The 25,517-nt window shown below is 73.3% G+C and carries 19 protein-coding genes; 5 read left to right on the top strand and 14 right to left on the bottom strand.

Annotation, left to right across the window (positions count from 1 at the left end):
- Positions 1-97: 97 nt before the first annotated feature.
- Positions 98-1,516, top strand: coding sequence for a DHA2 family efflux MFS transporter permease subunit (locus tag AAH979_RS07460; RefSeq protein ID WP_346257279.1), 1,419 nt, complete (start codon positions 98-100; stop codon positions 1,514-1,516).
- A 143-nt stretch (positions 1,517-1,659) separates the two neighbouring features.
- Positions 1,660-2,598: a hypothetical protein gene (locus AAH979_RS07455; protein ID WP_346257278.1), complete on the top strand. Its 939-nt coding sequence runs from the start codon at positions 1,660-1,662 to the stop codon at positions 2,596-2,598.
- A 44-nt stretch (positions 2,599-2,642) separates the two neighbouring features.
- Here AAH979_RS07455 and AAH979_RS07450 read toward each other — a convergent pair whose 3' ends face one another.
- The 13 genes from AAH979_RS07450 to AAH979_RS07390 all read right to left on the bottom strand — a co-directional run bounded on the left by AAH979_RS07450 (position 2,643) and on the right by AAH979_RS07390 (position 17,392).
- A complete protein-coding gene (locus tag AAH979_RS07450; RefSeq protein WP_346257342.1) occupies positions 2,643-3,686 on the bottom strand; it encodes a branched-chain amino acid ABC transporter permease in 1,044 nt (347 codons plus the stop codon).
- A 122-nt stretch (positions 3,687-3,808) separates the two neighbouring features.
- A complete protein-coding gene (locus AAH979_RS07445; RefSeq protein WP_346257277.1) occupies positions 3,809-4,699 on the bottom strand; it encodes a branched-chain amino acid ABC transporter permease in 891 nt (296 codons plus the stop codon).
- On the bottom strand, positions 4,696-5,460 hold the full coding sequence (locus AAH979_RS07440; RefSeq protein WP_346257276.1) for an ABC transporter ATP-binding protein: 765 nt from the start codon (positions 5,458-5,460) through the stop codon (positions 4,696-4,698). The genes AAH979_RS07445 and AAH979_RS07440 overlap by 4 nt, the downstream gene beginning before the upstream one ends.
- Before the next feature lie 76 nt (positions 5,461-5,536).
- Entirely contained in the window at positions 5,537-6,280 is a 744-nt protein-coding gene (locus tag AAH979_RS07435) for an ABC transporter ATP-binding protein (RefSeq protein ID WP_346257275.1), read from the bottom strand.
- A gap of 3 nt (positions 6,281-6,283) precedes the next feature.
- A complete protein-coding gene (locus tag AAH979_RS07430) occupies positions 6,284-7,489 on the bottom strand; it encodes a substrate-binding domain-containing protein (protein ID WP_346257274.1) in 1,206 nt (401 codons plus the stop codon).
- 262 nt (positions 7,490-7,751) lie between these two features.
- Positions 7,752-9,512, bottom strand: coding sequence for a protein kinase (locus AAH979_RS07425; RefSeq protein ID WP_346257273.1), 1,761 nt, complete (start codon positions 9,510-9,512; stop codon positions 7,752-7,754).
- A 113-nt stretch (positions 9,513-9,625) separates the two neighbouring features.
- Positions 9,626-11,191: a fused MFS/spermidine synthase gene (locus AAH979_RS07420; RefSeq protein WP_346257272.1), complete on the bottom strand. Its 1,566-nt coding sequence runs from the start codon at positions 11,189-11,191 to the stop codon at positions 9,626-9,628.
- A 36-nt stretch (positions 11,192-11,227) separates the two neighbouring features.
- The gene (locus tag AAH979_RS07415) at positions 11,228-12,196 is read right to left on the bottom strand and encodes a hypothetical protein (RefSeq protein ID WP_346257341.1); all 969 of its coding nucleotides are present in this window, start codon (positions 12,194-12,196) and stop codon (positions 11,228-11,230) included.
- Between the two features lie 400 nt (positions 12,197-12,596).
- Positions 12,597-13,418: an inositol monophosphatase family protein gene (locus AAH979_RS07410; RefSeq protein ID WP_346257271.1), complete on the bottom strand. Its 822-nt coding sequence runs from the start codon at positions 13,416-13,418 to the stop codon at positions 12,597-12,599.
- The gene (locus tag AAH979_RS07405; protein WP_346257340.1) at positions 13,411-13,863 is read right to left on the bottom strand and encodes a response regulator; all 453 of its coding nucleotides are present in this window, start codon (positions 13,861-13,863) and stop codon (positions 13,411-13,413) included. The genes AAH979_RS07410 and AAH979_RS07405 overlap by 8 nt, the downstream gene beginning before the upstream one ends.
- Positions 13,864-13,892: 29 nt before the next feature.
- Entirely contained in the window at positions 13,893-15,602 is a 1,710-nt protein-coding gene (locus AAH979_RS07400) for an ATP-binding protein (protein WP_346257270.1), read from the bottom strand.
- Positions 15,599-16,825 (bottom strand): SpoIIE family protein phosphatase, encoded by a 1,227-nt coding sequence (locus AAH979_RS07395; RefSeq protein ID WP_346257269.1) that lies wholly within the window; start codon positions 16,823-16,825, stop codon positions 15,599-15,601. The genes AAH979_RS07400 and AAH979_RS07395 overlap by 4 nt, the downstream gene beginning before the upstream one ends.
- 204 nt (positions 16,826-17,029) lie before the next feature.
- Complete coding sequence (locus AAH979_RS07390) at positions 17,030-17,392, bottom strand: hypothetical protein (protein WP_346257268.1); 363 nt, start codon at positions 17,390-17,392, stop codon at positions 17,030-17,032.
- Between the two features lie 171 nt (positions 17,393-17,563).
- Here AAH979_RS07390 and AAH979_RS07385 point away from each other — a divergent pair, with 171 nt between their 5' ends.
- From AAH979_RS07385 to AAH979_RS07375, 3 genes are read left to right on the top strand one after another with little or no spacing between them, the layout of a single operon-like run.
- Positions 17,564-19,942 (top strand): M28 family peptidase, encoded by a 2,379-nt coding sequence (locus tag AAH979_RS07385; protein WP_346257339.1) that lies wholly within the window; start codon positions 17,564-17,566, stop codon positions 19,940-19,942.
- A gap of 60 nt (positions 19,943-20,002) precedes the next feature.
- Positions 20,003-20,644 (top strand): hypothetical protein, encoded by a 642-nt coding sequence (locus AAH979_RS07380; protein WP_346257267.1) that lies wholly within the window; start codon positions 20,003-20,005, stop codon positions 20,642-20,644.
- A 3-nt stretch (positions 20,645-20,647) separates the two neighbouring features.
- Entirely contained in the window at positions 20,648-22,879 is a 2,232-nt protein-coding gene (locus AAH979_RS07375; protein ID WP_346257266.1) for a glycosyltransferase, read from the top strand.
- Between the two features lie 133 nt (positions 22,880-23,012).
- Here AAH979_RS07375 and AAH979_RS07370 read toward each other — a convergent pair whose 3' ends face one another.
- Positions 23,013-25,298 carry a glycoside hydrolase family 9 protein gene (locus AAH979_RS07370; RefSeq protein ID WP_346257265.1) on the bottom strand — a complete coding sequence of 762 codons (2,286 nt, stop codon included), beginning with the start codon at positions 25,296-25,298 and terminating at the stop codon, positions 23,013-23,015.
- Positions 25,299-25,517 lie beyond the last annotated feature (219 nt).

The raw sequence follows: 25,517 nt of genomic DNA, 5'->3' as shown, positions 1-25,517 counted from the left end.
CGTCGGACGCTCCTGGGGTGGGGCGTTGACATGTTATCAGCCGATAACTACTTTGAGGAAAGCCTAGTTATCAGTGGATAACAACTAAGGAGTGATCGTGACGAGCGCACCCGTCCTCGACGGCACCGCGCCACCCGCGCCGGGACGGCCAGCCGGACCCCCCGCCCGACCGCTGGCCGCCGTACTCGCGGCGGTCGGCGTACCGATGTTCATGGTCACCCTGGACAACCTGGTGGTGACGACGGCGCTGCCGGTGATCCGGACCGAACTCGGCGCCTCCCTGACCGACCTGCAATGGTTCGTCAACGCCTACACGCTGCCATTCGCCGCGCTGCTGCTCACCGCCGCCGCGCTCGGCGACCGGATCGGCCGGCGACGACTCTTCCTCGCCGGCATCGCGCTGTTCACCGTCGCCTCGGCGGCCTGTGCCCTCGCCACCGAACCCTGGATGCTCACCGCCGCCCGGGCGGTACAGGGCATGGCCGGCGCGGCCGTGATGCCGCTGTCGCTCACCCTGCTCGCCGCCGCCGTCCCCGACCGGCTCCGCGACGCCGCCATCGGGATCTGGGGCGGGATCAGCGGCCTCGGCGTCGCGGTCGGCCCGGTGGTCGGCGGTGCGGTGGTCGAGGGACTCGACTGGACCTGGATCTTCTGGCTGAACGTGCCGGTCGGGTTGCTCGCCCTGCTGCTGGCCGCGGTCGTGCTGCGGGAGTCGCACGGCCCGGCGTCCCGGCTGGACCCGGTCGGGCTGGTCCTCTCCACCACCGGCGTACTCGCGCTGGTCTGGGGAGTGGTGCACGGCCAGGACCACGGCTGGACCTCCGCCCGGGTACTGGCCGCCCTGATCGGCGGCGGCGTACTGGTCGGCGCGTTCCTCGGCTGGGAGACCCGGACCCCGGTGCCGATGCTCCCGCTGCGGCTCTTCCGGTCCCGCGGCTTCAGCGTGGTGAACGTGGTGGCCTTCACCTTCTCGGTCGGCGTCTTCGGCTCGGTCTTCCTGCTCGCCCAGTTCTTCCAGGTGGTGCAGGGGCACAACCCGCTCGACGCCGGGATCCGGACGATGCCGTGGACCATGGCGCCGATGGTGGTCGCCCCGCTGGCCGGGCTGCTGGTGGGCCGGCTCGGCGTGCGTACCCTGATCGTCGCCGGGCAGGCGATGCTGGCCGTCGCGCTGGGCTGGCTCGCCCTGATCAGCACCGCCGACGTCGACTACGCGGTGCTGGCCGTCCCGCTGGCGCTGGCCGGGGTCGGCATGGGGCTGACCTTCGCGCCGATGAGCACCGCCACGATGTCGAGCGTGCCCGAGGAGTCCAGGGGGGTCGCCTCCGGCACCAACAACAGCATCCGGGAACTCGGGGTGGCCGTCGGGGTGGCCGCGCTGGCCTCGGTCTTCGCCGCGAACGGCGACTACGCCAGCCGTACGTCCTTTGTGGATGGTCTCGGCCCGGCCGTACTCGTCGGCGCGGTCGTGGTCGCCGTCGGCGCCCTCCTCGCCCTCCGCCTCCCCCGCCGCTGACCTCCTGATCAGGTAGCGTCCGGCCGGTCAGGGCGAGCCGGACGCTACCTGATCACGAAACCACCTGTGGACGGACGGTGAGTTGTCCACAGGTGGGTGGGGTGGGGTGGCGGGGAGTGCGGGCCGGTCGGCACGTTGGTGGGATGTTCGAGGAGTTGGTGCGGCGGCAGCACGGGGTGGTGAGTCGGCAGCAGGCGTACGACTGCGGGCTGACGAAGGCGCAGGTCGAGCACCGGATACGCACCGGTCGCTGGCGGCCGATGGCCGGGCGGGTCTTCGCCACCTTCTCCGGCCCGCCACCCCGGCAGGCAGTGCTGTGGGCAGCGCTGCTGCGTGCCGGTCGAGGCGCCATGTTGAGCCACCACACCGCGGCCGAGTTGCAGGGCCTAACCGATCAGCGCCTCGGCACCGTGCACCTCATCGTTCCCGGTGAGCGGCGGATTCGGCGGGTCCCGGGGGTGGTCGTACACCTGCGCACCGCACCCGAGGTGGCCCGACATCCGACCCGGTCGCCGCCACAGACCCGGGTCGAGGAGACCGTGCTGGACCTGACCCAGCAGGCCACCAGCCTGGACGAGGCGCTGGGCTGGCTGGTCCGGGCCGTCGGCCGGCGCCTGAGCCCGCCGCACCGGATCGCCGGGGCGATGCGGCGGCGGGCGAAGCTGCGCTGGCGGGCCGAGTTGCGGGCGGCACTCGTCGACATCGCGGACGGCTGCCACTCACTGCTGGAGTTGCGTTATCTCCGGTACGTCGAACGGGCCCACGGGCTGCCGATCGGCATCCGTCAGGCCGTCCGGTCCCGAAGTGGCGGACGGTGGTACGACGACGTCCACTACCCCCGCTACCGGCTCCGGGTGGAGTTGGATGGCCGGGCCGCGCATCCGGCTGAGCGGCGATGGCGGGACGCGCGCCGGGACAACGCGGCGGCGGTCGCCGGTGAGACCACCCTCCGGTACGGCTGGACGGACACCACCGACAACCCATGCGCCGTAGCCCGCCAGATCGCCGACGTCCTCCACCGCAACGGCTGGCCCGCCCTCCCCCGCCCCTGCTCCCCCACCTGCCCACTCGCCGACCCGTGATCACGTAGCGCCCGGCCGGCCAGAGCGAGCCGGACGCTACGTGATCACGAAGAACGGCGGCGGGTGCGGGGGCGGAGGGTGCGGAAGGGGGCTAGCCGGGTGGAGAGGCTGGCCAGGCCGCCGGGGAAGAAGTAGACCGCCAGGATGAAGACCGTGCCGAGCACGAAGAGCGGCTGGGACAGCGGCGCGCTCAGCACGCCGGGCAGCGAGTCCACCGCCGACGAGGTGCCGAACGCGGTCAGCCGGTGGTCCAGGTACATGTAGAGCATGCCGCCGAGCACCGGACCCCAGCGGGTACCCGGCCCGCCCAGCACCACCATGACCAGCAGCGAGAGGGTCAGCTCGGAGGAGGTCACGTGCGGCGAGGCGCCGCCGACCAACAGGCAGTAGATCGCCCCACCGGCGGTGGCGAGCCCGCCGGCCAGGGTGAACGCGAGCAGCTTGAACCGGTACGGGTCGAGCCCGAGCACCCCGACCCGCCGCTCGTCGTCGCGCAGCCCGGCGAGTACCCGACCGGTGGGCGAGCCGGCCACCCGGTGCACCACGAAGACAACCAGGGCCAGGTAGGCCAGCGCCAGCCAGTACAGGTTGACGGTGTTGCCCACCCCGACCAGCATCGCCGGCAGTCCCGACACGTCCAGCGACAGTCCCTCCTCGCCGCCGGTGAGCCCGCCGAAGTCCCGGGCCACCAGGATCGCGCCGACCTGGGCGAACGCCAGCGTCACCATGGCGAACGCGATCCCGGCGGTACGCAGCGCGACCGCACCGAGCAGCCCGGCCAGGGTGGTGCCACCGACCAGGGTCAGCAGCGCCGCCTGCCAGAGCGGCAGCCCGGCCTTGGTGACCAGGATGTCGGTGCCGTAGACGCCGGCCGCGAAATACAGCGCGTGCCCGAAGGAGAGCATGCCGGTGCGGCCGAAGAGCAGGTCGTAGCCGGCGGCCAGCCCACCGAAGACCAGACAGATGGCGAGCAGTTGCAGCGTCCCCGGCCCGTTCAGCGGCCCGTCGAAGACCCCCGGTACGGAGACCGTCGAGTACGGCAGCACCGCGAGGACCAGCAGTACCAGCAGCGGCGACCAGGCTCGCAGGGCCGACCGCCAGTCCCGGCGGGGTGCCGGCGCGGGACCGGCGGTCGGCGGTGCGGCGGGCGGGTTGGCTGCCACCGCTGTCTGCACACCGGTCGTCACGCCGGCCCCCTCGCTCCGCTCGGTCACGTGGTCGCCGCCCTTCCAGCGATGCCCTGCGGGCGGAACAGCAGCACGATCGCCAGCAGCGCGACCACGCAGATGTCCCCGGCCCCGGAGACGCCGTAGTAGTTGACGAACTGCTGGAGCAGGCCCACCGCGACGGCGGCGTACGCGGACCCGACGACCGAGCCCATCCCGCCGATCACCACCACGATGAAGGCGAAGATCAGTAGTGAGCCGCCCTGGCTCGGCGAGACCGAGCCGAAGTAGACCCCGCCGAGCGCCCCGGCCAGCGCCGCGGCGGCTCCACCGATCGCGAAGACCAGGGTGAACGCCTTCCGTACGTCGATGCCGAGCGCGGTGACCATCTCCCGGTTCTCCACCCCGGCCCGGATCACCAGCCCGTACCGGGTGTAGCGGAGGAAACCGAGCAGCGCGGCCAGTACCAGCGCGGCGGCGAGGATCAGCAGGATGCCGGAGTTCGGCACCTTGGCACCGAGTACCGGGGTGACCCGCTGGGTCCAGTCCGGGCGCGGGAACGGTCGCGGGTCCGCGCCCCAGGTGGCCTGGAGCAACGCCACCCCGGCCAGCGAGAGCCCGACCGTGACCAATACCTGTTCGATGGTGCGGGAGTAGAGCGGACGGATCATCACGAGTTCGACGGCCATCCCGACCACCGCACCGGCGACGACACCGAACGCGACCGCGAGCACGAAACCGAACCCGGACGGGCCGGCACCCGGCAGGTTCCCGGCCGCCCACCAGGTGGCGTACGCCCCGACGGAGAGGAACAGCCCGTGCGCGAAGTTCAGCACGTCGGCCAGCCCGAACACCAGGGAGAGCCCGGAGGCGACCAGGAAGTAGAGCGCGGCCAGGCCCAGCCCGGTCAGCGTCAGCAACACGATCGTGCTCATCCGGCCGGCACCTCCCCGGCGACCTCGGCCTTTGCCGGCTCGCCGGCCACGCCGACGCCGAGCAGGGATCTGGTCAACTCTGCCTCCCGCAGCAGTTCGTCGGCGGCACCGGACCAGGCGACCCGGCCGGCGGCGAGCACCACCGCATCGCTGGCCAGCCGGCGTACCACCGCGAGGTTCTGTTCGACCAGCAGCACCGGCACGGCGACCGCGACCCGCTCCAGCACCTCGGCCACTTCGGTGACCACCTTCGGCGCCAGCCCCTTGGTCGGCTCGTCGACCAGCAGCAGCCGGTTGTCGTTGAGCAGCACCCGGCCGATCGCCAGCATCTGCTGCTGGCCGCCGGAGAGCGAGCCGGCCCGTTGCCGGCCACGCCGCTTCAGCTCCGGAAACAGCTCGAAGACCCGGTCGTACGCGGGAGCGCCGCCGCGCCTCTCGGCGAGCCGCAGGTTCTCGGTGACGGTGAGGCCGGCGAAGACACAGCGGTCCTCGGGTACGTAGCCGAGGCCGTCCCGGACCAGCCGGTGGGTCGGCTCACCGGCCAGCGAGCGGTCGCCCGTCCGCACGGTGGCGCGTACCTCGCCGCCGCGTGGGGTCAGCCCGAGGATCGCCCGCAGCGTGGTGGTCTTGCCGACCCCGTTGCGCCCGAGCAGCACGGTCACCCCGCTCGGGGCCACGGTGAAGGAGACGCCCTGCAGGATGTGCAGCCCGGCGATCCGTACCGACAGGTCGGAGACGTCGAGGATCGGCTTCTCACTCATGCCGGCACTCCGCTGCGCTCCGTGCCGTCACGAGGCACATCGACACCGAGCTGGCTGATTCGCTCGCTACGCTCGCTCATAGGGACTCACCTAGGTACGCCTCCTGTACCACCGGGTTGGCCATCACGGTCGCCGGGACGTCGCAGGCGAGCAGCGCGCCGTGGTGCATCACCGCGATCCGGTCGGCGAGCCCGAGGATCACGTCCATGTGGTGTTCCACCATGAGTACGGCCCGGCCGCTGTCGCCGGTCAACGACCGGATCACCCCGACCAGCTCGGGTACGTCCTCGGCGCTCACCCCGGCCATCGGCTCGTCGAGCAGCATCACCCTCGGCTCGCCGGCCAGCAGCAGCGCGATCTCCAGTTTCCGCTTCTCCCCGTGCGCGAGCGTGCCGGCCAGCGCGTCGGCCCGGTGTGCCAGGCCGACCCGGTCCAGTGCCGCGTCGGCGGCGGCGACCACCTCCCGGTCGGCCGCCGCCCGCCGCCACAGCTTCATCGAGCCACCCCGGTGCGCCTGCACGGCCAGCCGGACGTTCTCCCGCACGCTCAGCGAGCCGAAGACCGAGGACGCCTGGAACGTCCGGCCCAGCCCGAGCCGGGCCCGCCGGTGCGGCGGCAGCGCGCTGATGTCGGTACCGTCCAGCAGCACCTGGCCTGCGGTGGGCCGGCGCAGGCCGGAGACCAGGTTGAACAGCGAGGTCTTGCCGGCGCCGTTGGGGCCGATCACCCCGAGGAACTCCCCGGGCGCCAACTCCAGGTCGACGCCGTCGACGATGGCGACCTCGCCGATCCGCCAGGTCAGGTCGCGGGTGGCGAGCACACCTCAGCCCTTCATCGCCACGGCCGGCGGCGCCGTCTCGTCCGGGGTGAGCACCTTCTGCGACTCCGCCTTCATCGCGTCGCCGGTGCCGCTCAGTTTGGCCTGGAACATCGGCTGGAGCAGCGCGTGGTCCTCGGCACGGACCGTCATCTTGCCCTTGATCCCGTCGAAGCTCCAGCCCTCCAGCGCGGTGACCATCTTGTCGACGTCGTCGCCACCCTCCTGGACCGACCGCACGATCATCTGGGCCGCGGCGAACCCGTCCGGGTGGAACAGGTCCAGCACCCCGCCGGGTACGGCCGCCTTGGCCGCCTGCGCGGCGGGGTTGTCGGCGGCGCCGTCGAAGAAGTGCGACAGGAAGGAGATCTTGGTGCCGGCCGCCCCGAAGGTCGGCCAGGAGGCCCGGATGTCCAGCCCGGTGACCACCGTGGTGGAGCCGAGTACGCCCTGCTGGTCCAGGGTCTGCCACATCGCCGGGGCGGTGGTGCCGGCCCAGGCCACGAAGAGCAGGTCCGGCTTGGCTGCCGTCAACTGGCTGGCGAACGGGGTGAAGTCGGTGGCGCTGGCCGGGGCGAGCACGCTGCTCACCGTGGCACCGGCACCGCCGATGACCGCCTTGACCGCCGCCTCGTTGCTCTTGCCGAACGCGCTGTCCTGGGCGAAGACCACGACCTTCTTGCCGGCCGCGTCGCCGATGAACGACTTCGCGGTCTGCACGTCCTGGTACGACTGCCGCCCGGAGCGGAAGGTGTACTTGTTGACCCCGGTCGCGCCGTCGGTGGCGGCGGGCCCGGAGATGAAGAGTACCTTGTTCTGCGCGGCGATCGGCGCGACCTGGAGGGCGACGCCGGAGGCCGTCGAGCCGGCGAGGATCTTGTAACCCTTGCCGATCAGGTCCTTCGCCGCCGAGACCGCCTTGGCCGGGTCGCCCGCGTCGTCGACCTCGGTCACCTCGACCGTACGATCACCGATCTTGTTGGTGCCGTCGGTGGCGTACGCCAGCCCGGCCCGGAACCCTTCGATGTACTGCTTGCCGTAGCTGGCCAACGCCCCCGACTGGGAGTAGACCAGACCGACCTTGACCGGTGCGGCGTTGTCGCCGCCGCCGTTCGCGGTGTCCTGCGGGCTGCCGCAGGCGCTCGTGGCGATCGCCCCTACCAGCAGCGTGGCGGCGGTGACCAGTACCCGCCGCGTCGTCCGGACCGTCATCATCGCTCCACATGGGGGTGAAGTTGGAGAAGCATCGTCGGCCCACGGTAGGGGTGACGTCACGCACGTGCTATGTGGCTGAAACCCACAAGTAACCGCCAAGGGATGGCCGACGCAGCCAGGCGCCCGGCGATGTTCCGGAAGGTCCACCCGGCGTCGTGCGACACCCACCGACCCCCGGGATCGGCGTGCCGGTCACCGGACCGGGGCGGTCACCCGGGGCCCGAGGGGCGGTCAACCGGAACCGGGAACGGCTGGCGGTTCAGTCGTCGTCGCCGTCCGGGCCGTCGGAGTCCGAACCGTCGGAGTCGGAGTCGCGGTCCTGCTTCGGTCCCTTGCCCTTCGACGACCTGCCCGGGCCATTGCCCTTCGACCCGGTGCCTTCCCGCTCGGCGCCCGTCGACCCGGTGCCCTCCGAGTCGGCGGCGGGGCCGGGCTGGCCCGCAGTCCGGTCCGGCGGCGACGGCGGCACCGCCCCGACCGCGCCGCCGGCCGCGGCACCACCGGTCTGGCCCGGCACGCTGGAGACCCGGGCCGCACAGGCGGTCTCGCCGAGCCGGAACTCCACGGGCAGCGGATTGCTGCCGGCGTGGCTACCGGCCAGCCCGAACCGGACGGCCCCGCCGGCCGGCAGGGTCGCCTCGGGGCCGGTGGCGGGCCGGATCAGCACCTCCCGGCCGTGTTGGCGGGACTCCGGTGACGGGTTCCGGGTGAGCACCTGCTCGCCGGGAAACGCGAAGCGCAGCGTCCAGTCCCGCACCGCCGAGGCGCCGAGGTTGGTGACCGTGACCTCGGCCTGGAACGACCGGCCGGTGTCCGCGCGCAGCACGTAGTCGACCCGGCACGGAGCGGTGCCGCCCATCGCCAGGTTCGTCGCCGTGCCGGCCCCGCCGCCCGGCGCCGAACTGCCGACGCCGCCCGCCCAGACCGCGCCGCCCACCGCGAGCAGGCCGACCCCGACCGCCGCGACCCGGGCCCGGTTGCCGAGCCGCGCCGCCGACCAGCGGGGGCGGGCCGGCCGCGGCAGCGGGTCGGTCGCCGACCGGGGCAGCATCGCGGTGTCCGAGTGCGCCGACGCCGCCGGCCGGTGTTCCCGCGGCGCCGGGTCGATCGGGTCGGCCCGGCAGGACGGCGCGGCGGGCGCCGGACCGGCCGCCACCGGCAGCACCACCCCGGCAGCCCGGGCCAGGGTACGGGCCAGCTCGGCACTCTCCGGCCGCTCCCCCGGCGTCTTGGCCAGGCAGCGGGTGATGACCGCCTCCGCCTCGGCCGGCAGCCCGGGTACCGGTGGCATCGGCGCCGGCTCGGCGTACAGGTGTGCGCGCAGCGCCTGGGTACGGGTCGACGCCCGCCACGGCATCCGGCCGGTCAGCGCCCGGTAGAGCAGCAGGCCGAGAGCGTACACGTCGGTGGCCGGACAGACCTCGTTCTGGTTGAGCCGCTCCGGGGCCACGTACGCGGGCGTGCCGTACAGCCCGCCCTCGCCGTCACCGTCCCGCTCGCCGACCAGCGCCGAGATCCCGAAGTCGACGACCTTGGCACCCATCACGGTGAGCATGACGTTGCCGGGAGTTATGTCGCGGTGCACCACTCCCCGGGCGTGCGCGGCGGCCAGCGCGGCGGCGACCTGGGCGCCGAGCACCACCGCATCCCACCAGGGCAGCGGGCCCTCGCGGTCGAGCCAGCCCGCCAGCGGCTCGCCGTCGACCAGCTCCATCACCACGTACGGCACGGTCCGGCCGTACCGGACCGACTCGCCGTAGTCGTAGACGCCGGTGATGTGCGGATGGCAGAGCCGGGCGGCGGCCCGGGCCTCGGTCCGGAGCCGGTGCCGGAACGCCCGGTCGGTGGCCAGCTTCGGAGCGAGCATCTTCACCGCCACCGGCCGGCCCAGCACCTCGTCGTGGCCGCGCCAGACCACCGACATGCCGCCTTCGCCAAGTTCCTCGATCAGCCGGTATCGGTCACCGACCAGCTCCGTGCCGTACCGCTGCGCTCCACCCCACCAGCCCCACCCGGTCATGCAGATCTCTCTTGCCCGGACCGGGGCCGGCTACACCTACCCGGCGCGGATTCGGTCCAGCGGTGGTCGGCGGGCGGGGTTCCCGGCGCCCGACCGACCGGCTGAGCGGCGGCTCAGGCGGTGGCGAGGAGCTGGTCGACCGGGGCGTACTCGTCGGTCAGCACCATGGCGTCGTCGACGAACTCGTCGAGCGCGGCGCCGGAGAGCACGGTGACCGGCTGGTCCGCCGAGGTGATCAGGCGTTCCCGTACCTCCTCGACCGGCAGCGGCCGGTCGGAGGCGAGGATCACGAAGTTCGCGCCGTTCGCGCCGGCCAGCGCGGCTGGCGGCGCGACCAGGGCGATGTGGGGAAACTCGGCCGCCACGGTGGCCACCTCGGCCCGGATGAAGCGCAGCGGCGGATGGTCGATCACGTTCTGCGCGTAGATGCCGCCGGGCCGGACCACCCGGCGGACCTCGGCGGCCATCTCCCGGGTGGCCAGGTGCCAGGGCACCACCAGGTGCCCGAACGCGTCCCCGACCACCAGGTCGGCGCTGTGCGCGGCACGCTCGCCGATCAGCATCCGGGCGTCGCCGACCCGGGCGCGCAACTCCGGACCGGTCCGCACGTCCAGCTCGCGGCGGCCCAGCTCGACCAGCTCACCGTCGATCTCGTAGACCTCGTTGCGGGTGCCGGGCCGGGTCGCGGTCAGGTAGCGCGGCATGGTGAAGCCGCCACCCCCGAGGTGTACGGCCGCAAGCGGTGCCCGGGCCGGTGCCATCACGTCGGCGACCGCCCCGATCCACTTCGTGTACTCGAACTCCAGGTGCCCCGGGTCGGCTAGGTCCACATAGGAGTGCCAGGCCGAGTTGAGCACCAGCAGCCGCCCGGTGGAGTTGTCCGGGTCCGGCTCGACCGAGGCGCAGTGGTACGCCGTCTCCACGTCGCACGGGTTCGGCGCGACGGCGCTGAGCGAGGCGCCGACCAGCCCGAGTACGGCCGCGGCGGCGGTGATCCGGGACGGCTTCGGCAGCGTGCCCCCGGATTGCCGACGCAGATAGACCGCGAGCACCAGCCCGGTCACCCCGAGCAGGACCGCCAGGCTGATGATGATGGCGGTACTCGGCAGGGCGGCGACCAGCACGAATCCGGTACCCAGCGTCGCGGTGATCGCGCCGAGCGTGCCGATGCTGGAGAGCCGCCCGACCACCTGCCCGGTCTGCCGCAGGTCCCCGAGTTGCAGCTTCACCACCAGCGGGGTGATCGCGGCGAGCAGGGCCGCCGGCAGGAAGATCGCCAGCGCGGTGAGCAGCAGGATGCCGACGGCGGCACCGCCGCGCAGCACCTCGCCGGCGTACCGGACGATCGGCAGGGTCAGTGCGGTGCAGATGCCGGCGAGCACCAGCGCCGGGGCGAGCAGCCGGCGCGGGTCCCGGCGGTCGGCGAGCCACCCGCCGATCCAGGCGCCGTACGCGATCGCGGCCAGCGCCACCCCGATCACCGAGCTGGTGACCTGGAGGGTGACCCCGACGTACGGGCCGACGAGCCGCAGCGACGCCGTCTCCAGCACGAGTACGGCACCACTGGCGACGAAGACCAGGGTGGCGGCCAGGCCGGTCGGCAGGGCCCGGGCCGGTGACCCGGGGGGCTCGTCCGCGACGGTGGTCGTGCCCGCCACGTCAGGTGGTGAAGAGTCCATCGCAGCGATGGTACGCATCCCACCACCGGCTCCGGGCTACAACATCGACAGATGAACGTGGTTCGTGTGGTCGGAGGCGGGATCGCCGTTGCCGTTGTACGCCCGCCACCCGTTGCCGGGCATCCAGATCTGCCGGTACCAGATCACGTAGAGCACTCCGAGCCGGCTCGCGTTCTTGACGTAGAACGCGGCCACGTTGTTGCCGTACGTGCGGTCGCCGCCGCTCGCGTCGACGTTCTCGAACCCGCCGGCCGCAGCCGAGAAGTCGCAGGCGCGTCCCTTGGGATGCTCACCCCCGCCGCCGCTGCGGTGGCAGGAGGTGTGCCGCTTGAACCCGTTGGCCTTGGCCTGGTTGAGCGCGTGCAGGGTGCGGGGCGTGATGCACCCGCCGGTGGTCGGGTCGTCGATGGAGCAGGACTCCTTGGGCCAGGAGCCGTCGGAGTTGCGCGGAGCGGCCTTGGCCAGCGGCGAGTTGGCGCTGATCAGTCCGCCGGACGGGTTGCCGCCGACGGCGGCCAGGGCGCGTTCGGCGTCCTTCTTCTTCCGGGCGATCACCTCGACCTGCCGCTGCTGCTCGCGGACCTCGGCGTCGATCGCCTTCTTCGCCTTGGCCGCCTGGTCCAGCGACTCGGCCAGTTCGCGGAGCTTCCGGTCGTCGCGCTGGGCGATCACTTCGAGCCCGGCGGCCCGCTCCACGAACGACTGCGGCGAGGCGCTGTTCAGCAGGGCCGAGATCGGGGTGAGCCGGCCCCGGCGGTACGTCTCGGCGGCGATCACCCCCACCTCCTGGGTGAGCGCGGCGATCCGGGTCTCCACCTGCTTGAGCTGGGCGCCGAGCTGGCTCTGCCGCTTCTTGGAGTTGGTCAGCTTGGCGGTCGCCTCGATGTGCCCCTTGGAGGCGGACTCCAGGGCGTCCCGGAGCTTCTTGGTGCCGCCCTCGTCGCCGGGCGAACTGGGCGCGGCGGTCGCCGGAGCGGCGGCCGTACCGACCAGGGCCGCGGGCATCCCGGCGAGGAGCGCGGCGACGACGAGTAGCACCGTGAACCGGCGTGGGCGGTGCAGCCGGGCAATGGCCGTTGTGCGCACGAAAGCCGTTCCTTCCGTAGGCCGCCGACCCCGGAGGGTCCACACTGACCATTGAACCTCTTCCACCCCCGCACGGTCCGGCGGACCGCGAGGTCGGACGCGGTGCGTGAGCGCCGCGCGGAACAGGTGAAAAAGGTTCGTTCGGCGGCGGTCCCCACCGGCACCCTCGACGGCGCCACCTGGCGGAGACCGCCGGTCAGCCTACCGGAAGCCGGCCGCGCTGTCGGCCCACCTCCGAGCTGCCGCAATACCATAAGATAGGCTACATAGCGGGCAAACAGGGCTTTTCGGCTTGCCGTCCGGCGTCCGGCCGATCCGGTCAGGGCGTGGCCAGCAGGGTGCCGTGCACCGCGTCCCAGATCGACTCGTTGGCGGCGGCCAGCAGGCCGGCCCGCCCGTCGGCCGGGTCGTACGGGCTGCCGTCGAGCCGCCGGACCACCCCGCCGGCCGCCTCGACCAGCAGCGCTCCAGGCGCGTGGTCCCAGGGCAGCGTCCGCCAGAAGATCGCGAAGTGTTGCCGGCCGTCCACAATATCCGCATATTCCTGACCAGCGCAGTGTTGTCCGGGCAGTACCGCGCCGATCCGCCCGGCCCCGGCCAACACCCGCGCCCGGAGTTCCGCCGGCAGGAACCGGGTCGCCACCACGCCGCGCAGCGCCCCGGCCGCGAGCGGCTCGGTGGTCGTGCGCACCGCGTCCCCGTCCCGGTACGCCCCGTCCCCGGCCCGGGCCAGCAGCAGGCGGTCCGCCATCGGGTCGAGGATCCAGGCCGCCTCGGTACGCCCCGCCCGCCGCAGCGCCGCCATCACCGCGAACGGCTGCCGCCCGGCCGCGAAGTTCGCCGTACCGTCCAGCGGATCGACCAGCCACACCTCGGCCGGCCCGGCGAGCAGGTCCAGCGCCGCCGGATCGGCGGCCACCCCCTCCTCGCCGACCACCTCGGATTCCGGCCGGAGCCGGCGCAGCCCGGTGGCGATGAGCTCCTCGGCCCGGCGGTCGGCCACCGTCACCACCTCGCCCGGGGCCTTCTCCGAGACGTCGGACGCGGCCAGATGCCGGAACATCGGCAGGATTGCCTCGGCGGCGGCCCGGCGGAGCAGCGCCCCGACCTCCTCGACGAGCCGCGCCTCGGGATCAGCCACGCGGCGGAAGCTTCACGACGCTGACGAAGAACTCGTCGATCTGCCGTACCACCGAGATGAACCGGTCGAAGTCGACCGGCTTCGTCACGTACGCGTTCGCGTGCAACTGGTAGCTGCGCAGGATGTCCTCGTCGGCCTGCGAGGTGGTCAGCACCACCACCGGGATCCGGCAGAGCTCTTCGTCCCGCTTGATCTCGGCCAGCACCTCCCGGCCGTCCCGGCGGGGCAGGTTGAGGTCGAGCAGGATCAGGTCCGGAGACACGGCGTCGGCGTACTCGCCCTCCTGGCGCAGGTAGGCCAGGGCCGCCGCGCCGTCGGAGACCACGGTGAGCCGGTTGCGCAGCTTGTGCTCCTCGAACGCCTCCTGCGTCATCAGCACGTCACCCGGGTCGTCCTCGACCAGCAGCACCTCGATCGGGCTCTTGCCGTCCGCCGGTGCCGTCATCGGCCCCTCCTCGTCGATCCGGTCATCCGTCACACAGTCTGCTTCATGTCGCCGGCCGGCCGGGCCGACTCACCCGGCGGTGTGGCGTCGGCCTCGCTCGCGGTCGGCGACCCGCCGGCCGGTGCGGGCACGGTCGAGCTTTCCCCCTCTCCGTCCGCGCCGGGGGCCTCGGCCGGCTCGACCGGCTCCCGCAGCTCCGGCGGTACCGGCAGGGTGAACCGGATCATCGTGCCCTCGGCCACCGCGTCGGGGTCCACCCAGACCCGGCCACCGTGGTACTCGACGATCTTCTTCACGATGGCCAGCCCGATACCGGTACCCGGATAGGCGTCCTTGGCGTGCAGCCGCTGGAAGATCACGAAGATCTTGTCGGCGAACTCGGGTTCGATGCCGATCCCGTTGTCCTGGCAGCTGATCTCCCACTCGTCGCCCAGCCGCCGTGCCGAGACGTGCACCTTCGGCGGCACGTCCGGCCGGCGGAACTTGAGCGAGTTGCCCACCAGGTTGGCCAGCAGGTTGGTCAGCAGGGTCTCCTCGCCCCGGATGACCGGCAGATCCGACCAGGTGAGCTCGCCGCCGACGTACCGCCGGGTGGACTCGGTCTGGCCGGCGACATCGGCCATCACCGCATCCAGATCCACATCGGTGAAGCCGGTGGTGAGCCGGCCGATCCGGGAGAACGCCAGCAGGTCGTTGATCAGCCGCTGCATCCGCTGCGCCCCGTCGACCGCGAACGCGATGTACTGGTCGGCGCGCTCGTCGAGCTTGCCCGCGTACCGGCGTTGCAGGAGTTGGCAGAAGCTGGCCACCTTGCGCAGCGGCTCCTGGAGGTCGTGCGAGGCGACGTAGGCGAACTGCTCCAGGTCACGGTTGGACCGGACCAGTTCCTCGGCCTGCCTCTCCAACTGGCCGTTGACCCATTCGATCCGTTCCCGGGCCTGCCGCACCTCGTCCAGGTCGGCGGCGATCCGGCGGCGCATCCCGTCGATGTCGCTGGCCAGCGCGGCCAGCTCCGGCGGCCCGACCTGCTCGATCTCCCGCTGGTACGCCCCGCCGGCCACCTCCCGCACCTGACCGGCCAGCGTGGTGACCGGACCGATCACCAGCCGGTTCAGCGAGGTGAGCAGGGCAAGACCGGCCAGCACCACCACGATCGCGGCCAGGATCAGCAGCAGCACCAGGGTGTTGCCGGTCCCCCGGGCATTCTGCGCGACGGAGTTACGCAGATCCAGGATCGACTGCTGCAACGCCTCCACCTCGCCGCGCAGCTCGGTGAAGCGGTCGCCGGTCTGGGCGGTCAGAAACGCCTGCGCGGCCTCCGGCCCGCTCCGCACGGTCAGCTCGATCGCCGGCTCGGCCACCACCTCCCGCCACTGCTCGGCGTGGTCCCGCACCGTGTGCAGCTCGCGACGGATCTCCGGCTGGTCGTGCAGGCGCGCGTCCATCGAGGCGATCAGCGCCGTCTCCCGTTGCAGGCCCTCCCGGTACGGCGCGAGGTCGGCGTCGTTGGCGGTGACGGCGTAGCCGCGTATCCCGGTCTGCTGGTCAACCAGGGCGCTGAGCAACGCCTGACCATCGGTGCGCAGCGGACCGGTCTTGGTGAGCAGGGTGTCCAGGTGTTGCCGGTTGCTGGTGGCGACGACCGTGGCGCTGACCGCCAGCATGCCGAGCACCACGCCGACGATCACGCACAGCGCGGTGACCCGACGGCGCAGTGTCCAGCGCAGTGGTGACCTCACCGCCCCTCCCCCCGGCTGACCAGCAGCATCGCCACGTCGTCGGAGAACGGCCCGCCGTTGCGCTCCTCGGCCTGCTCGACCAGCCAGCCGGGCAGCTCCGCCAGGCCCACCCCACGGGCCCGCGGATCGGCCACCAGCCCGCTCAGCCCCGGTACGTCCAGCCGCTCGTCGCCGTCGCCGACCCGGCCCTCGATCAGCCCGTCCGTATACATCAGCAGTGACCAGTCCTCGGTCTCGAAGCGCAGCTCGTGGGCGACCGGCGGCCGTGGCCGTACCCCGAGCAAGAGCCCGTGCGGCGCCGGCACCGGCACCACCCGGCCCCCGGCGAGCAGCAGCGGCGGCGGATGCCCGGCGAGCCGGACGGTGGCCCGGTTACCGGCCAGGTCCAGCCGGACCGCGGCGACCGTGGCGAAGATCTCCCGTTTCGACCGCTCGCTCATCAGCACCTGCTCCAGCGCCGGCAGCACCTGCTCGTCGGGCACTCCGGCGAGCACCAGGGCCCGCCAGGCGACCCGGAGTTCGACGCCGAGCGCGGCCTCGTCCACCCCGTGCCCGCAGACGTCGCCGACGATCAGGTCGATCCGGTCCGGACTGGTCTGCACCACGTCGTAGAAGTCGCCGCCGATCAGCGCCTCGTGCCGGCCGGGGCGATAGAAGGGGTGCACCTGCACCAGGTCGGTGTCGATCAACGGCTGGGGCAGCAGGCCGCGCTCCAACCGGGCGGACTCGGCCTGGCGCAGCTCCACCTCGCGCAGCCGCCGGGCATTCTCGTCGGCCCGCTTCCGCTCCACCGCGTAGCGCAGGGCCCGAGCCAGCAGCACCCCGTCGACCTGGCCCTTGACCAGGTAGTCCTGGGCGCCCTCGGCGACCGCGCCGATGCCGAGGTGCTCGTCCGAGCGGCCGGTCAGCACGCAGACGGCGGCGCCGCTGGACATCGCGAGCACCTGGCGGAGCCCGTCCAGGCCCTGCGCGTCCGGCAGGCCGAGGTCGAGCAGCACGCAGTCGACACCGCGGATCTGCGCCCGGGCGGTGTTCAGGCTGTTCGCGACGAGCAGGTCGATGCCGTCGCCGGTCTCGGCGAGCAACTCGCCGACCAGGAAGGCGTCGGCGTCATCGTCCTCGATCAGCAACACCCGCAGCCGCTCCCGGGGCGGAAGCTTGGCGTGCCGCCCGAGCCCGCCGTGCGGATACGCCGGCGCGGGTACGACGGACGACCCGGTCACCGGTCCGCCCCCCTCCATCCGGTCACGACGCCTCCTCGCTCCGTCCCTCGCCGCCACGACCGTCACGACCGAGCCGTCCCGTCACCGTGCTCTCCGTGCCCGTCCGGTCGTGTCCGGCCCGCGCCCACGACGACGATCCGCGCCGATCCTGTACCACCCAACGCTGCCACACAACACAGGTCGCGCCGACACGGCGCCACGGCGTCACCGCGGAGTTTCCGCCGAGCCGGCCCCGTCCCGCAGCCGCACCTGTTCCGCCTGGCGCGCGATCACCTCACCGAGCACCCCGTGCAGCCGCCCGCAGTCGAGGCAGTGCAGGTTCTCGTCCAGCCGCCGGCCACCGCACCCCGCGCAGCGGCCCCGGTCGGCCGGGTCCCGGTAGCCGGCCAGCGCCTCGGCCAGGGCCCGGGCCAGGTGCGGGGTGAGCGGGACCGTCCCGGCCTCTCCGGCGGACCGGACATCGACGACGCCGACCGGAGCGGCATCCGGCTCGGGGTCGTACGGCGCCACCCGCGCGACGAAATCGCGCAGCACGGCGACGGGATCGGTCACTCGGTACGTGGACATGCGTATCACGCTATGCGACCGGCTGCCAGCAGGGTGACCCGGCCGGGCGGGGACCGGCGCAACCGCGATGATGGCATTCGCTGCCGACCCCTGGAGGCACCCGTGCCCGCCCCTGACCACCACTCCCCCGTCGATCCGCCGCCGCCCGACACACCCTCCGTAACCACCCTCCTGCCCGCCTCCGAGCGGGCGCTGGCCCGACCCCGACGCCGGTTGCCGGCCGCGCTGGCGGCCCTGGCCGCGCTGGCGGCGGTCGGGGTGGTCACCGTGCTCGGCGTGGGTACGCCGCGCCCGGCCGGTCTCGACTCGCCGGCCGACGAGTTCAGCGCGGAGCGGGCGTACCAGCACCTCCGGACGGTCGCGGCGGAGCCGCACGCCGCCGGCAGCCCGGCCGCGGAGCGGGTACGCAGTCACCTGGAGAGCACCCTGCGCGGTCTCGGTCTCACCCCGGAGCTGCAGGACACCGTCGCCGAGGAGGCGGGGCAGCTCAGCGGCGGCGCGGGCGGCGCGACGCTGGCCCGGGTACGCAACGTGGTCGCCCGGATCCCCGGCACCGACCCCACCGGCCGGGTCTTCCTGGTCGCCCACTACGACTCGGTGCAGGTCGGCCCGGGCGGCAACGACGACGGGGCCGGCACCTCGGCACTGCTGGAGGTGGCCCGCGCGCTGACCTCGGGGGAACGCCCGCGCAACGACATCGTGCTGGTCTTCACCGACGCCGAGGAGGCCTGCCTCTGCGGCGCCTCGGCGTTCGCCGCCGACCATCCACTGGCCGAGGGCGGCGGCGTGGTGCTCAACCTGGAGGCGCGGGGCAGCACCGGTCCAGTGATCATGTTCGAGACCTCGCTGCGCAACGCCGGCCTGGTGGAGGTCTTCGGCCGGGCCGCGCCGTACCCGGTGGGGACCTCGTTCGCGGTCGAGGTCTACCGGCTGCTGCCCAACGACACCGACTTCACCGCCTTCCTCGACCACGGCTTCACCGGTCTGAACGCCGCCTACATAGACGGCGCCGCGATCTACCACACCCCGCTGGACACCCCGGCCAGCGTCGACCGGGGCAGCCTGCAACAGCACGGGGCGAACGCGCTCGGGCTGGCCCGGGAGTTCGGCGCGGTCGACCTGACCCGGTTGGATGCCGACGGGGACGCCACGTACTTCCCGGTGCCCGGCGGGCTGGCCCGGTATCCCGGCTGGCTCACCCTGCCGCTCGCGCTGCTGGCGCTGGCCGGGGTCGTCGCACTCGGCTGGGCCGTCCGGCGGCGGGGGCGCGCGTCGTGGCCCCGGCTCGCCGCCGGGTTCGGGCTGGCGCTGCTGCCGATCGTGGTCGCCCCGGGCGGGGCGCAACTGCTCTGGGCCGCGATCACCGCGATCCGGCCGGGCTACGCGACGCTGCTCGACCCGTACCGTCCACTGTGGTATCGGCTGGCCGTGGTGGCGCTCGCCGCCGCGGTGCTGTTCGGCTGGTACGCGCTGACCCGTCGGCGTACCGGTCCGGCGGCACTCGCCGTCGGCGGGCTGGGCTGGCTGGCCGTACTCGGGGTGCTGCTCGCCGCCGTGGCCCCCGGCGGGGCGTACCTGACCACCCTGCCGGCCCTGGCCGGCGTGCTGGCCGGACTGGTGGCCCTGGCCGTACGCCGGGACGGCCCGTGGGCGGTGGTCGCGGTGACCGCCGGCGCGGCGGTCGGGGTACTCGTGCTGCTCCCCACCGTCGTACTGCTCTTTCCGGCGCTCGGCATGGCGATGGGCGGAGTCGGCGCGCTCTGCACGGTACTGCTCGGGCTGGCCGCGCTGCCCGTGGTGGACCTGCTGCACCCGGTGGCCGGCGGCCAGCGCGGGATGGCAGCGCTCCGGGCCCGGCGGCGCGGCGCGCTGCCGGCCCTGGCCGCGCTGCTCGGCGCCGTGCTGTGCGCCGGGACCGGCCTGGTGGTCGACCGGTTCGACGCCGCGCATCCGGTGCCGACCCACCTGATGTACGCGCTGGACGCCGACACCGGTACCGCCCGCTGGCTCAGCGAGGAGACGGACCCGCAGCCCTGGACCGACCAGTACGTCGACGGCCCGACCCGGATCGGCGACACCTTCCCGGTGTTCGGGGACGAGGAGTTGCGCACCGGCCCGGCCGAACCGGCCGCCCTGCCCCCGCCGCGGCTCGACCCGCTCTCCGACGTCACCGGGTCCGGCGTCCGTACGCTGCGTGTCCGGCTGGTCCCGCAGCGCCCGGTACGGTTCGCCGCGCTGCACGTCGACCCGGCGACCGCCGCCGTCGTCTCGGCCCGGGTCGCCGGCCGGGAAATCCGCATCGACGATCGGGAGGTCCGGGTCGACGGCCCGGAGCCGTTCGGTGTGGTCTTCCACGCCCCGCCGGCCGAGGGGATCGAGATCGAGTTGCGGCTCCGTCCGACCGGGAGCGGCCCGGTACGGCTGCGGGCGATGGACGCCAGCGACGGCCTCGCCGGACTGCCCGGCTTCCGCCCGCGCCCGCCCGGCGTCGGCATCGTCGGATCGCACAGCTCCGAGCTGGTCGCGGTGGCCCGGACCTACCCGCGCTGAGCTGATCTCCGGTTCGGGGGATGTGACGCCGGCGGCGGATTCGGCGCTGTAGTGCACGAGATGAGAAATCAGAATCCCCGCCGGCTCGACCCGCCCGTCGCCGAACGCCTGCCCCGCGACGGGCGGGTCCGGCCGCCATCGAACCCGGACCCGCTGGGCCGTCGGCTCCCCACGACGGCCGGTGGGAACGCCACCTGGGATCCCGGCCCGGCAATCCCCCTCCAGCCGACCGGCCCGGGTCAGTCGAACGCCCCGAGCCACTTGGCGTCCCGGGTCCGGCCGGTCTTCGTTGACCGGACCGGTCGACGGCGCCGGGTCGCCGTGCTCGCCGGTCTCGCCCTCGGCGCCGGTCTGCTGGTCAGCCTCGGGCTGCTCGCGGTCGGGCTGCTGACCGGCGGGTCGGTCGCGGTGCCGGGTTGGCCGGACGCGGGCGGCGGACACCTCCGGGACGAGGCCGGGACTGGCCGGTCCGAGACCAGCGCTCCGGCCGTCCCGACCGGCGGGCCGGCGCGGACAGCCCCGGCACCGGCCGGTACGGCCCGTCCGGCGAACCCGACCGCCCGCCCGGCCGCACCAGGCGGGGCGCCTACGGCCACCGATCGCCCCGGACAGGGTGACCTGCACCGCAACCCGTCACCGGGGAATCCGGCCGGCACCGACAAGCCGGGCAAATCCCGCCGGTCGCCGGCAGCGGAGGGCTGACCGATGGCCCTGCACGTGGCGCGACGGGACCCCCGGGCACACTGGCTCCTGCTGGTACTCGGCCTCGTGGTGCTGCTCGCCGCGCTGTCGTTCAACGGTTACGTCGCGATCGCCGGAGGCGGCTCCGGGCGGGCCACGCCGGACCCGGCGCCGGCCCCCGACGAGCTGACCCGGGCCGGCCCGGTCCTCCGGCTCGACGGTCCCACCCCGGTCAGCCGCTCGATGCCGGCCGGCACGATCGCGCTGACCTTCGACGACGGCCCGGACCCGCGGTGGACCCCCGAGATCCTGGACGTGCTGCGCCGGCATCGGGCACACGCCACGTTCTTCGTGGTGGGCGCCCGGGTCAACGAGCACCCGGAACTGGTCCGGCAGATCCTCGCCGAGGGCCACGAGTTGGGCTCGCACACCTTCACCCACCCGGACGTGGCGGCCCTGCCGGACTGGCGGCGGGAGCTGGAACTCCAGCTCACCCGCAGCGCCGTCGCCGGGGCCACCGGCCGGTCCCCGATCCTCTTCCGGCCGCCGTACTCGTCCGGTCCGGGCAGCCTGACCGCGCGCGACGCCAGGGCCCTGCGGGCGGCGGCCCGGGCCGGCCATGTCGCCGTACTCGCCGACCGGGACACCGTCGACTGGCGCCGGCCGGGTGTCGACCGCATCGTCGCCGCCGCCGAGGGCCGGCCGGCCGGCCAGACCGGTCCGCAGCGGCGGCCGGCGGACGGCCGGGGCGCGGTCGTACTGCTGCACGACGGGGGTGGGGACCGGTCCCAGACCGTCGCCGCGCTCGACCGGCTGATACCGGAGCTGACCGCCCGGGGCTACCGGTTCAGCACCGTGTCGGAAGGACTCGGCACGCCCCGCTCGGACGTCGCCGCCTCGACCGGGGACCGGCTGCGCGGCACCGCCCTGCGGTACGCCCAGACCGGCGCCGGCTGGCTGGCCACCGCGATGAGCTGGTTGCTCGCCGTGGCGCTGGTGCTCGGCCTGGCCCGGCTGGTGGTCCAGGTGGTCTGCGCCGAGGTGCACCGGCGGCGGATCCGCGCCCGGTCCCGGGCCCGACCGGCCGGCCGGTTCTACGCCCCGGTGACGGTGATCGTGCCGGCGTACAACGAGGCCGCCAACATCGGCGCGACGGTGTGGTCCCTGGTGAACAGCGACTACCCGGCGATCGAGGTGATCGTGGTGGACGACGGCTCCACCGACGACACGGCCGGGGTCGTGGAACGGATGCGGCTGCCCGGGGTACGGGTGGTCCGGCAGGCCAACGCCGGCAAGCCGGCGGCGCTGAACACCGGCATCCGGCACGCCCGGGCCGACCTGCTGGTGCTGGTGGACGGGGACACGGTGTTCCAGCCCGACACGGTGTACCGGCTCGTCCAGGGCTTCGCCGATCCCTCCGTCGGGGCGATCTCCGGCAACACCCGGGTGGCCAACCGGCGCCGGCTGCTCGGCCGCTGGCAGCACCTGGAGTACGTCATCGGGTTCAACCTCGACCGCCGGATGTACGACGTGCTGCGCTGCATGCCCACCATCCCGGGCGCGATCGGCGCCTTCCGCCGGCAGGCCCTGCTGGACGCGGGCGGCGTTCCGGCGGACACCCTGGCCGAGGACACCGACCTGACCATGGCGGTGCTGCGCGCCGGCTGGCGGGTCCCGTACGAGGGGCGGGCCATCGCCTGGACCGAGGCGCCCGGGTCGCTGCGCCAACTGTGGCGGCAGCGCTACCGCTGGTGCTACGGGACCATGCAGGCGATGTGGAAGCACCGGCACGCCCTGGTGGAGCGCGGCCCGGGTGGGCGGCTGGGTCGGCGCGCCCTGCCGTACCTCGCCGTCTTCCAGGTGCTGCTGCCGCTGGCCGGTCCGGCGGTCGACGCGTTCGCGCTCTACGGGCTCTTCTTCCTGCCGTGGAGCCATCTCGTGCTGGCCTGGCTCGGCCTGCTGCTGGTCCAGGCGGGAACGGCGGCGTACGCGCTGCGGCTGGACGGTGAGCGGCTGGGTCCGCTGTGGAGCCTGCCGTTGCAGCAGCTCCTCTACCGGCAGTTGATGTATCTGGTGGTCGTCCAGTCGGCGGTCACCGCACTGCTCGGCAGCCGGCTGCGCTGGCACCGGATGGTCCGGACCGGCGAGGCGGCGGCGCTGGTCGACCCCGGCCCCGCCGCCCGGTCACCGGGCTGGCCGGGAAACCCGAACGGCTACCGGTCGAACCGGCGGGTGCGCGCCGGCCGACCGGGTTGAGGACCCACCGACCCACAACGGGCCAGGTGCGGTGGGGCGGCCCCCGGCCGGCGGTGATCCGCCGACCGGGGGCTTCGCCCGGTCCGGAGCGGACCGGCTTACCCGGTCGGGTACGCCGGTCCTCGTCGGGTGCTCAGTGCCGGTGGTTGCGGGCGTCGCCGTTGTCCTGGTCGGCGATGAAGGCCGCGATCCAGGAGAGCGGCGCGTTCCAGTTGATGGTCAGCTCGTTCGTCGCCCAGGACTCGATGTCGTCGATGTAGCAGAACTGCGGCGCGCAGCCGCGCAGCTTCTGCTGGGCGACCGGGTCCTGGATGGCCGAGTTCGGGCCGCCGGAGAGGGTGCCCCGGGGCGGGTTGGGCAGGTCGGGGTTGAGCTGGCGGGCGTACCAGCGGCTGTGCTGGTTGCGCGAGGCCACCTCGCCGTAGCCGGTCACGTACGACTGGTTCAGGGCGTTGCGGCCGAGGATGTAGTCCATCGTCTGCAACACCCCGGCCCGGTAGCGGTCCTTGCCGGTCAGGTCGAAGGCGGTGGCCAGCACGATGGCGTTGTTGATGATCAGGTTGTTGGAGCCCCAGTCGAAGAGGTTGTCCGACGGGTTGTACGGGATGCCGTACGGGTGCGCCCGGAGCGTGGCCAGGTAGCGGTCCGCGCCCTGGGCGACCGAGGCGCGTACCCGGGCCCGGTCCGGCAGGTTGTTCGGCACCGTCGCCAGTTGCAGCCGGCCGAGCGCGGCGGTGTTGCCCCAGTCCATCCCCCGCTCCCGCCAGACGTCGCCGGTGTGGTGCGGCGAGGCGAGCACGAAGTCGCGGTACTCCTTCGCCCCGGTGCTCAGGTAGAGCTCGGCGGCGGCCCAGTAGAACTCGTCGGTGACGTCGGCGTCGTTGTACGCGCCGCCGCCGTTGGCGTCGGCCGGGTCGGCGTACCGCTCGGGGTTGGTCTTGGCGGCGGCCCAGGCCGTCTTCGCGGCGGTCAGGTTCCGCTCGGCGAACCGCCGGTCGTACGGCCGGAAGACCCGCGCCGCCTGTGCGGCGGTGGCGGCCAGGTTGAGCGTGGCGGCGGTGGACGGCGGGTGCAGTTCGCGCCGCTTGTCGTCGAGGTGCGGCAGCAGCGGCAGCCCGGTCCACGAGTCGTCGTGGATCTTGTGGTGAGCCATCCCGGCCAGCGGCTTTCCGGCCGGCACCTGCATGCTGAGCAGGAACTCCTGCTCCCAACGCGCCTCGTCCAGGATGTCCGGCACCCGGTTGCCGCTCTCCGGCAGGTTCAGCGTACGGTCGCCGAGCCGCCACGGCTGCCCGGTGCCGGCCCGCAGCGAACGCTCGTACTCGCTCATCAGCTGGTGCACCGAGATGCCACCGTTGACCACGTACTTGCCGTGGTCGCCGGCGTCGTACCAGCCGCCGGAGACGTCCAGGGTGTAGTCGCAGACGCCGGGCTGGCAGGGCACCGCCGTGTCGCCCTGGTTGGGCGCCACCCCGACGTGTCCGGCCGGGCGGCCGTAGCCGGGGCGCAGCGCGTCGGAGATCTCGATGCCGCTGCGCTGGGTGTAGTAGAACTTCAGCGCGTCGGTGCGGAGCTGCTCGTAGACGTCGGCGCCGATGTCGAACGGCCGGCTGGTCTCGCCGTCGGCGGTCAGCGTGTAGCCGGTGCCGGGGCGGGTGAAGTGCCCGAAGTCGATGGTGTGCACGTGCTGCCCGGAGGAGCGGTCCAGGCCGCGCGGCGTCGTCCGGCCCTGCTTGACGAGCCGGCCGGCACCGTCGCGGAGCTGGAACGGCAGCGGGTCGGTCGCCTCGGTGACCACGGTGGCGTTCTTCGGCCCCTTCGGCAGGTAGCCGACCTGGTTGACCCGGACCCGCGGGCCGGTGTCCGGGACGTAGACGTCCGGCTCGGCGCCGCCGGTCAGCGAGATGTCGTCCAGGCAGACCGTCCAGGGTTCGGCGCTGCCGCCGAGCTGGAAGGCGACCTGGGCGTTCGGCAGGTCGACCGGGGAGGTGAAGGTGTAGCGGTACTCGTTGCCGGAGACGCTCAGCTCGGGGCTGGCCGACAGGTACTGCGTGTACGGGTCGACCGGCAACTGCACCAGTGCCCGGCCGACCTTGTTCGGGGTGGCCCGGCCGAAGAACCGGAACTCGTACGACTCACCGGCGACCAGCGCGACGTTGTCCTGACCGATGATCACGTCCCACGGGTTGACCGTGCCGCCGGGCACCTCGGTGCAGAGCTGCCCGGTGCTGGAGTCGAGGGTGAGGTTGGCGGTGCCCCACCAGGGGGCGTGGCCGTTGTCGAAGGTGCCGTTGACGATCTGTTCCGGTGCCTCGTCGGCGGCGGACGCGGCGCCGGGTGCGGTCAGCACGGTGGCGGCCAGCGCCGCGAGGGTGGCGGCGGCGAGTGGAGCGGTATGCGGCGAGCGGGGTCTGAGCACGTCATTCCTTCCGGTGGGCGCGGTGACCGGTGGCCGGCACCGCCGGGCAGGGGTGGTACGGCGTGAACCACAATCTATGGAAGCGCTCCCAGTCCGGGAATACCGGGAGATTGACATCGAGTTTCTTGCCTGTCAACCGGCCACTTGGGAGCACGGCGACGGATGGCGACGATAAATCCCACCGAAGCGGGACAGCCCGGCTCCGTCCACCCCGGACGA

The sequence above is a fragment of the Plantactinospora sp. ZYX-F-223 genome (genome assembly GCF_039649625.1).
In the GTDB taxonomy this organism is placed as follows: domain Bacteria; phylum Actinomycetota; class Actinomycetes; order Mycobacteriales; family Micromonosporaceae; genus Plantactinospora.
Note: the sequence above shows the minus strand (reverse complement) of the source record. Positions and strands in the feature narration are given on the sequence as shown.

What these genes read in the sequence shown, in the direction of transcription:
- AAH979_RS07455 (WP_346257278.1), top strand. Translation starts at nt 1,660, where the DNA reads ATGTTCGAGGAGTTGGTGCGGCGGCAGCACGGGGTGGTGAGTCGGCAG.
- AAH979_RS07445 (WP_346257277.1), bottom strand. Translation starts at nt 4,699, where the DNA reads ATGAGCACGATCGTGTTGCTGACGCTGACCGGGCTGGGCCTGGCCGCG.
- AAH979_RS07440 (WP_346257276.1), bottom strand. Translation starts at nt 5,460, where the DNA reads ATGAGTGAGAAGCCGATCCTCGACGTCTCCGACCTGTCGGTACGGATC.
- AAH979_RS07430 (WP_346257274.1), bottom strand. Translation starts at nt 7,489, where the DNA reads ATGACGGTCCGGACGACGCGGCGGGTACTGGTCACCGCCGCCACGCTG.
- AAH979_RS07425 (WP_346257273.1), bottom strand. Translation starts at nt 9,512, where the DNA reads ATGACCGGGTGGGGCTGGTGGGGTGGAGCGCAGCGGTACGGCACGGAG.
- AAH979_RS07420 (WP_346257272.1), bottom strand. Translation starts at nt 11,191, where the DNA reads ATGGACTCTTCACCACCTGACGTGGCGGGCACGACCACCGTCGCGGAC.
- AAH979_RS07415 (WP_346257341.1), bottom strand. Translation starts at nt 12,196, where the DNA reads ATGCCCGCGGCCCTGGTCGGTACGGCCGCCGCTCCGGCGACCGCCGCG.
- AAH979_RS07405 (WP_346257340.1), bottom strand. Translation starts at nt 13,863, where the DNA reads ATGACGGCACCGGCGGACGGCAAGAGCCCGATCGAGGTGCTGCTGGTC.
- AAH979_RS07390 (WP_346257268.1), bottom strand. Translation starts at nt 17,392, where the DNA reads ATGTCCACGTACCGAGTGACCGATCCCGTCGCCGTGCTGCGCGATTTC.
- AAH979_RS07380 (WP_346257267.1), top strand. Translation starts at nt 20,003, where the DNA reads ATGAGAAATCAGAATCCCCGCCGGCTCGACCCGCCCGTCGCCGAACGC.
- AAH979_RS07375 (WP_346257266.1), top strand. Translation starts at nt 20,648, where the DNA reads ATGGCCCTGCACGTGGCGCGACGGGACCCCCGGGCACACTGGCTCCTG.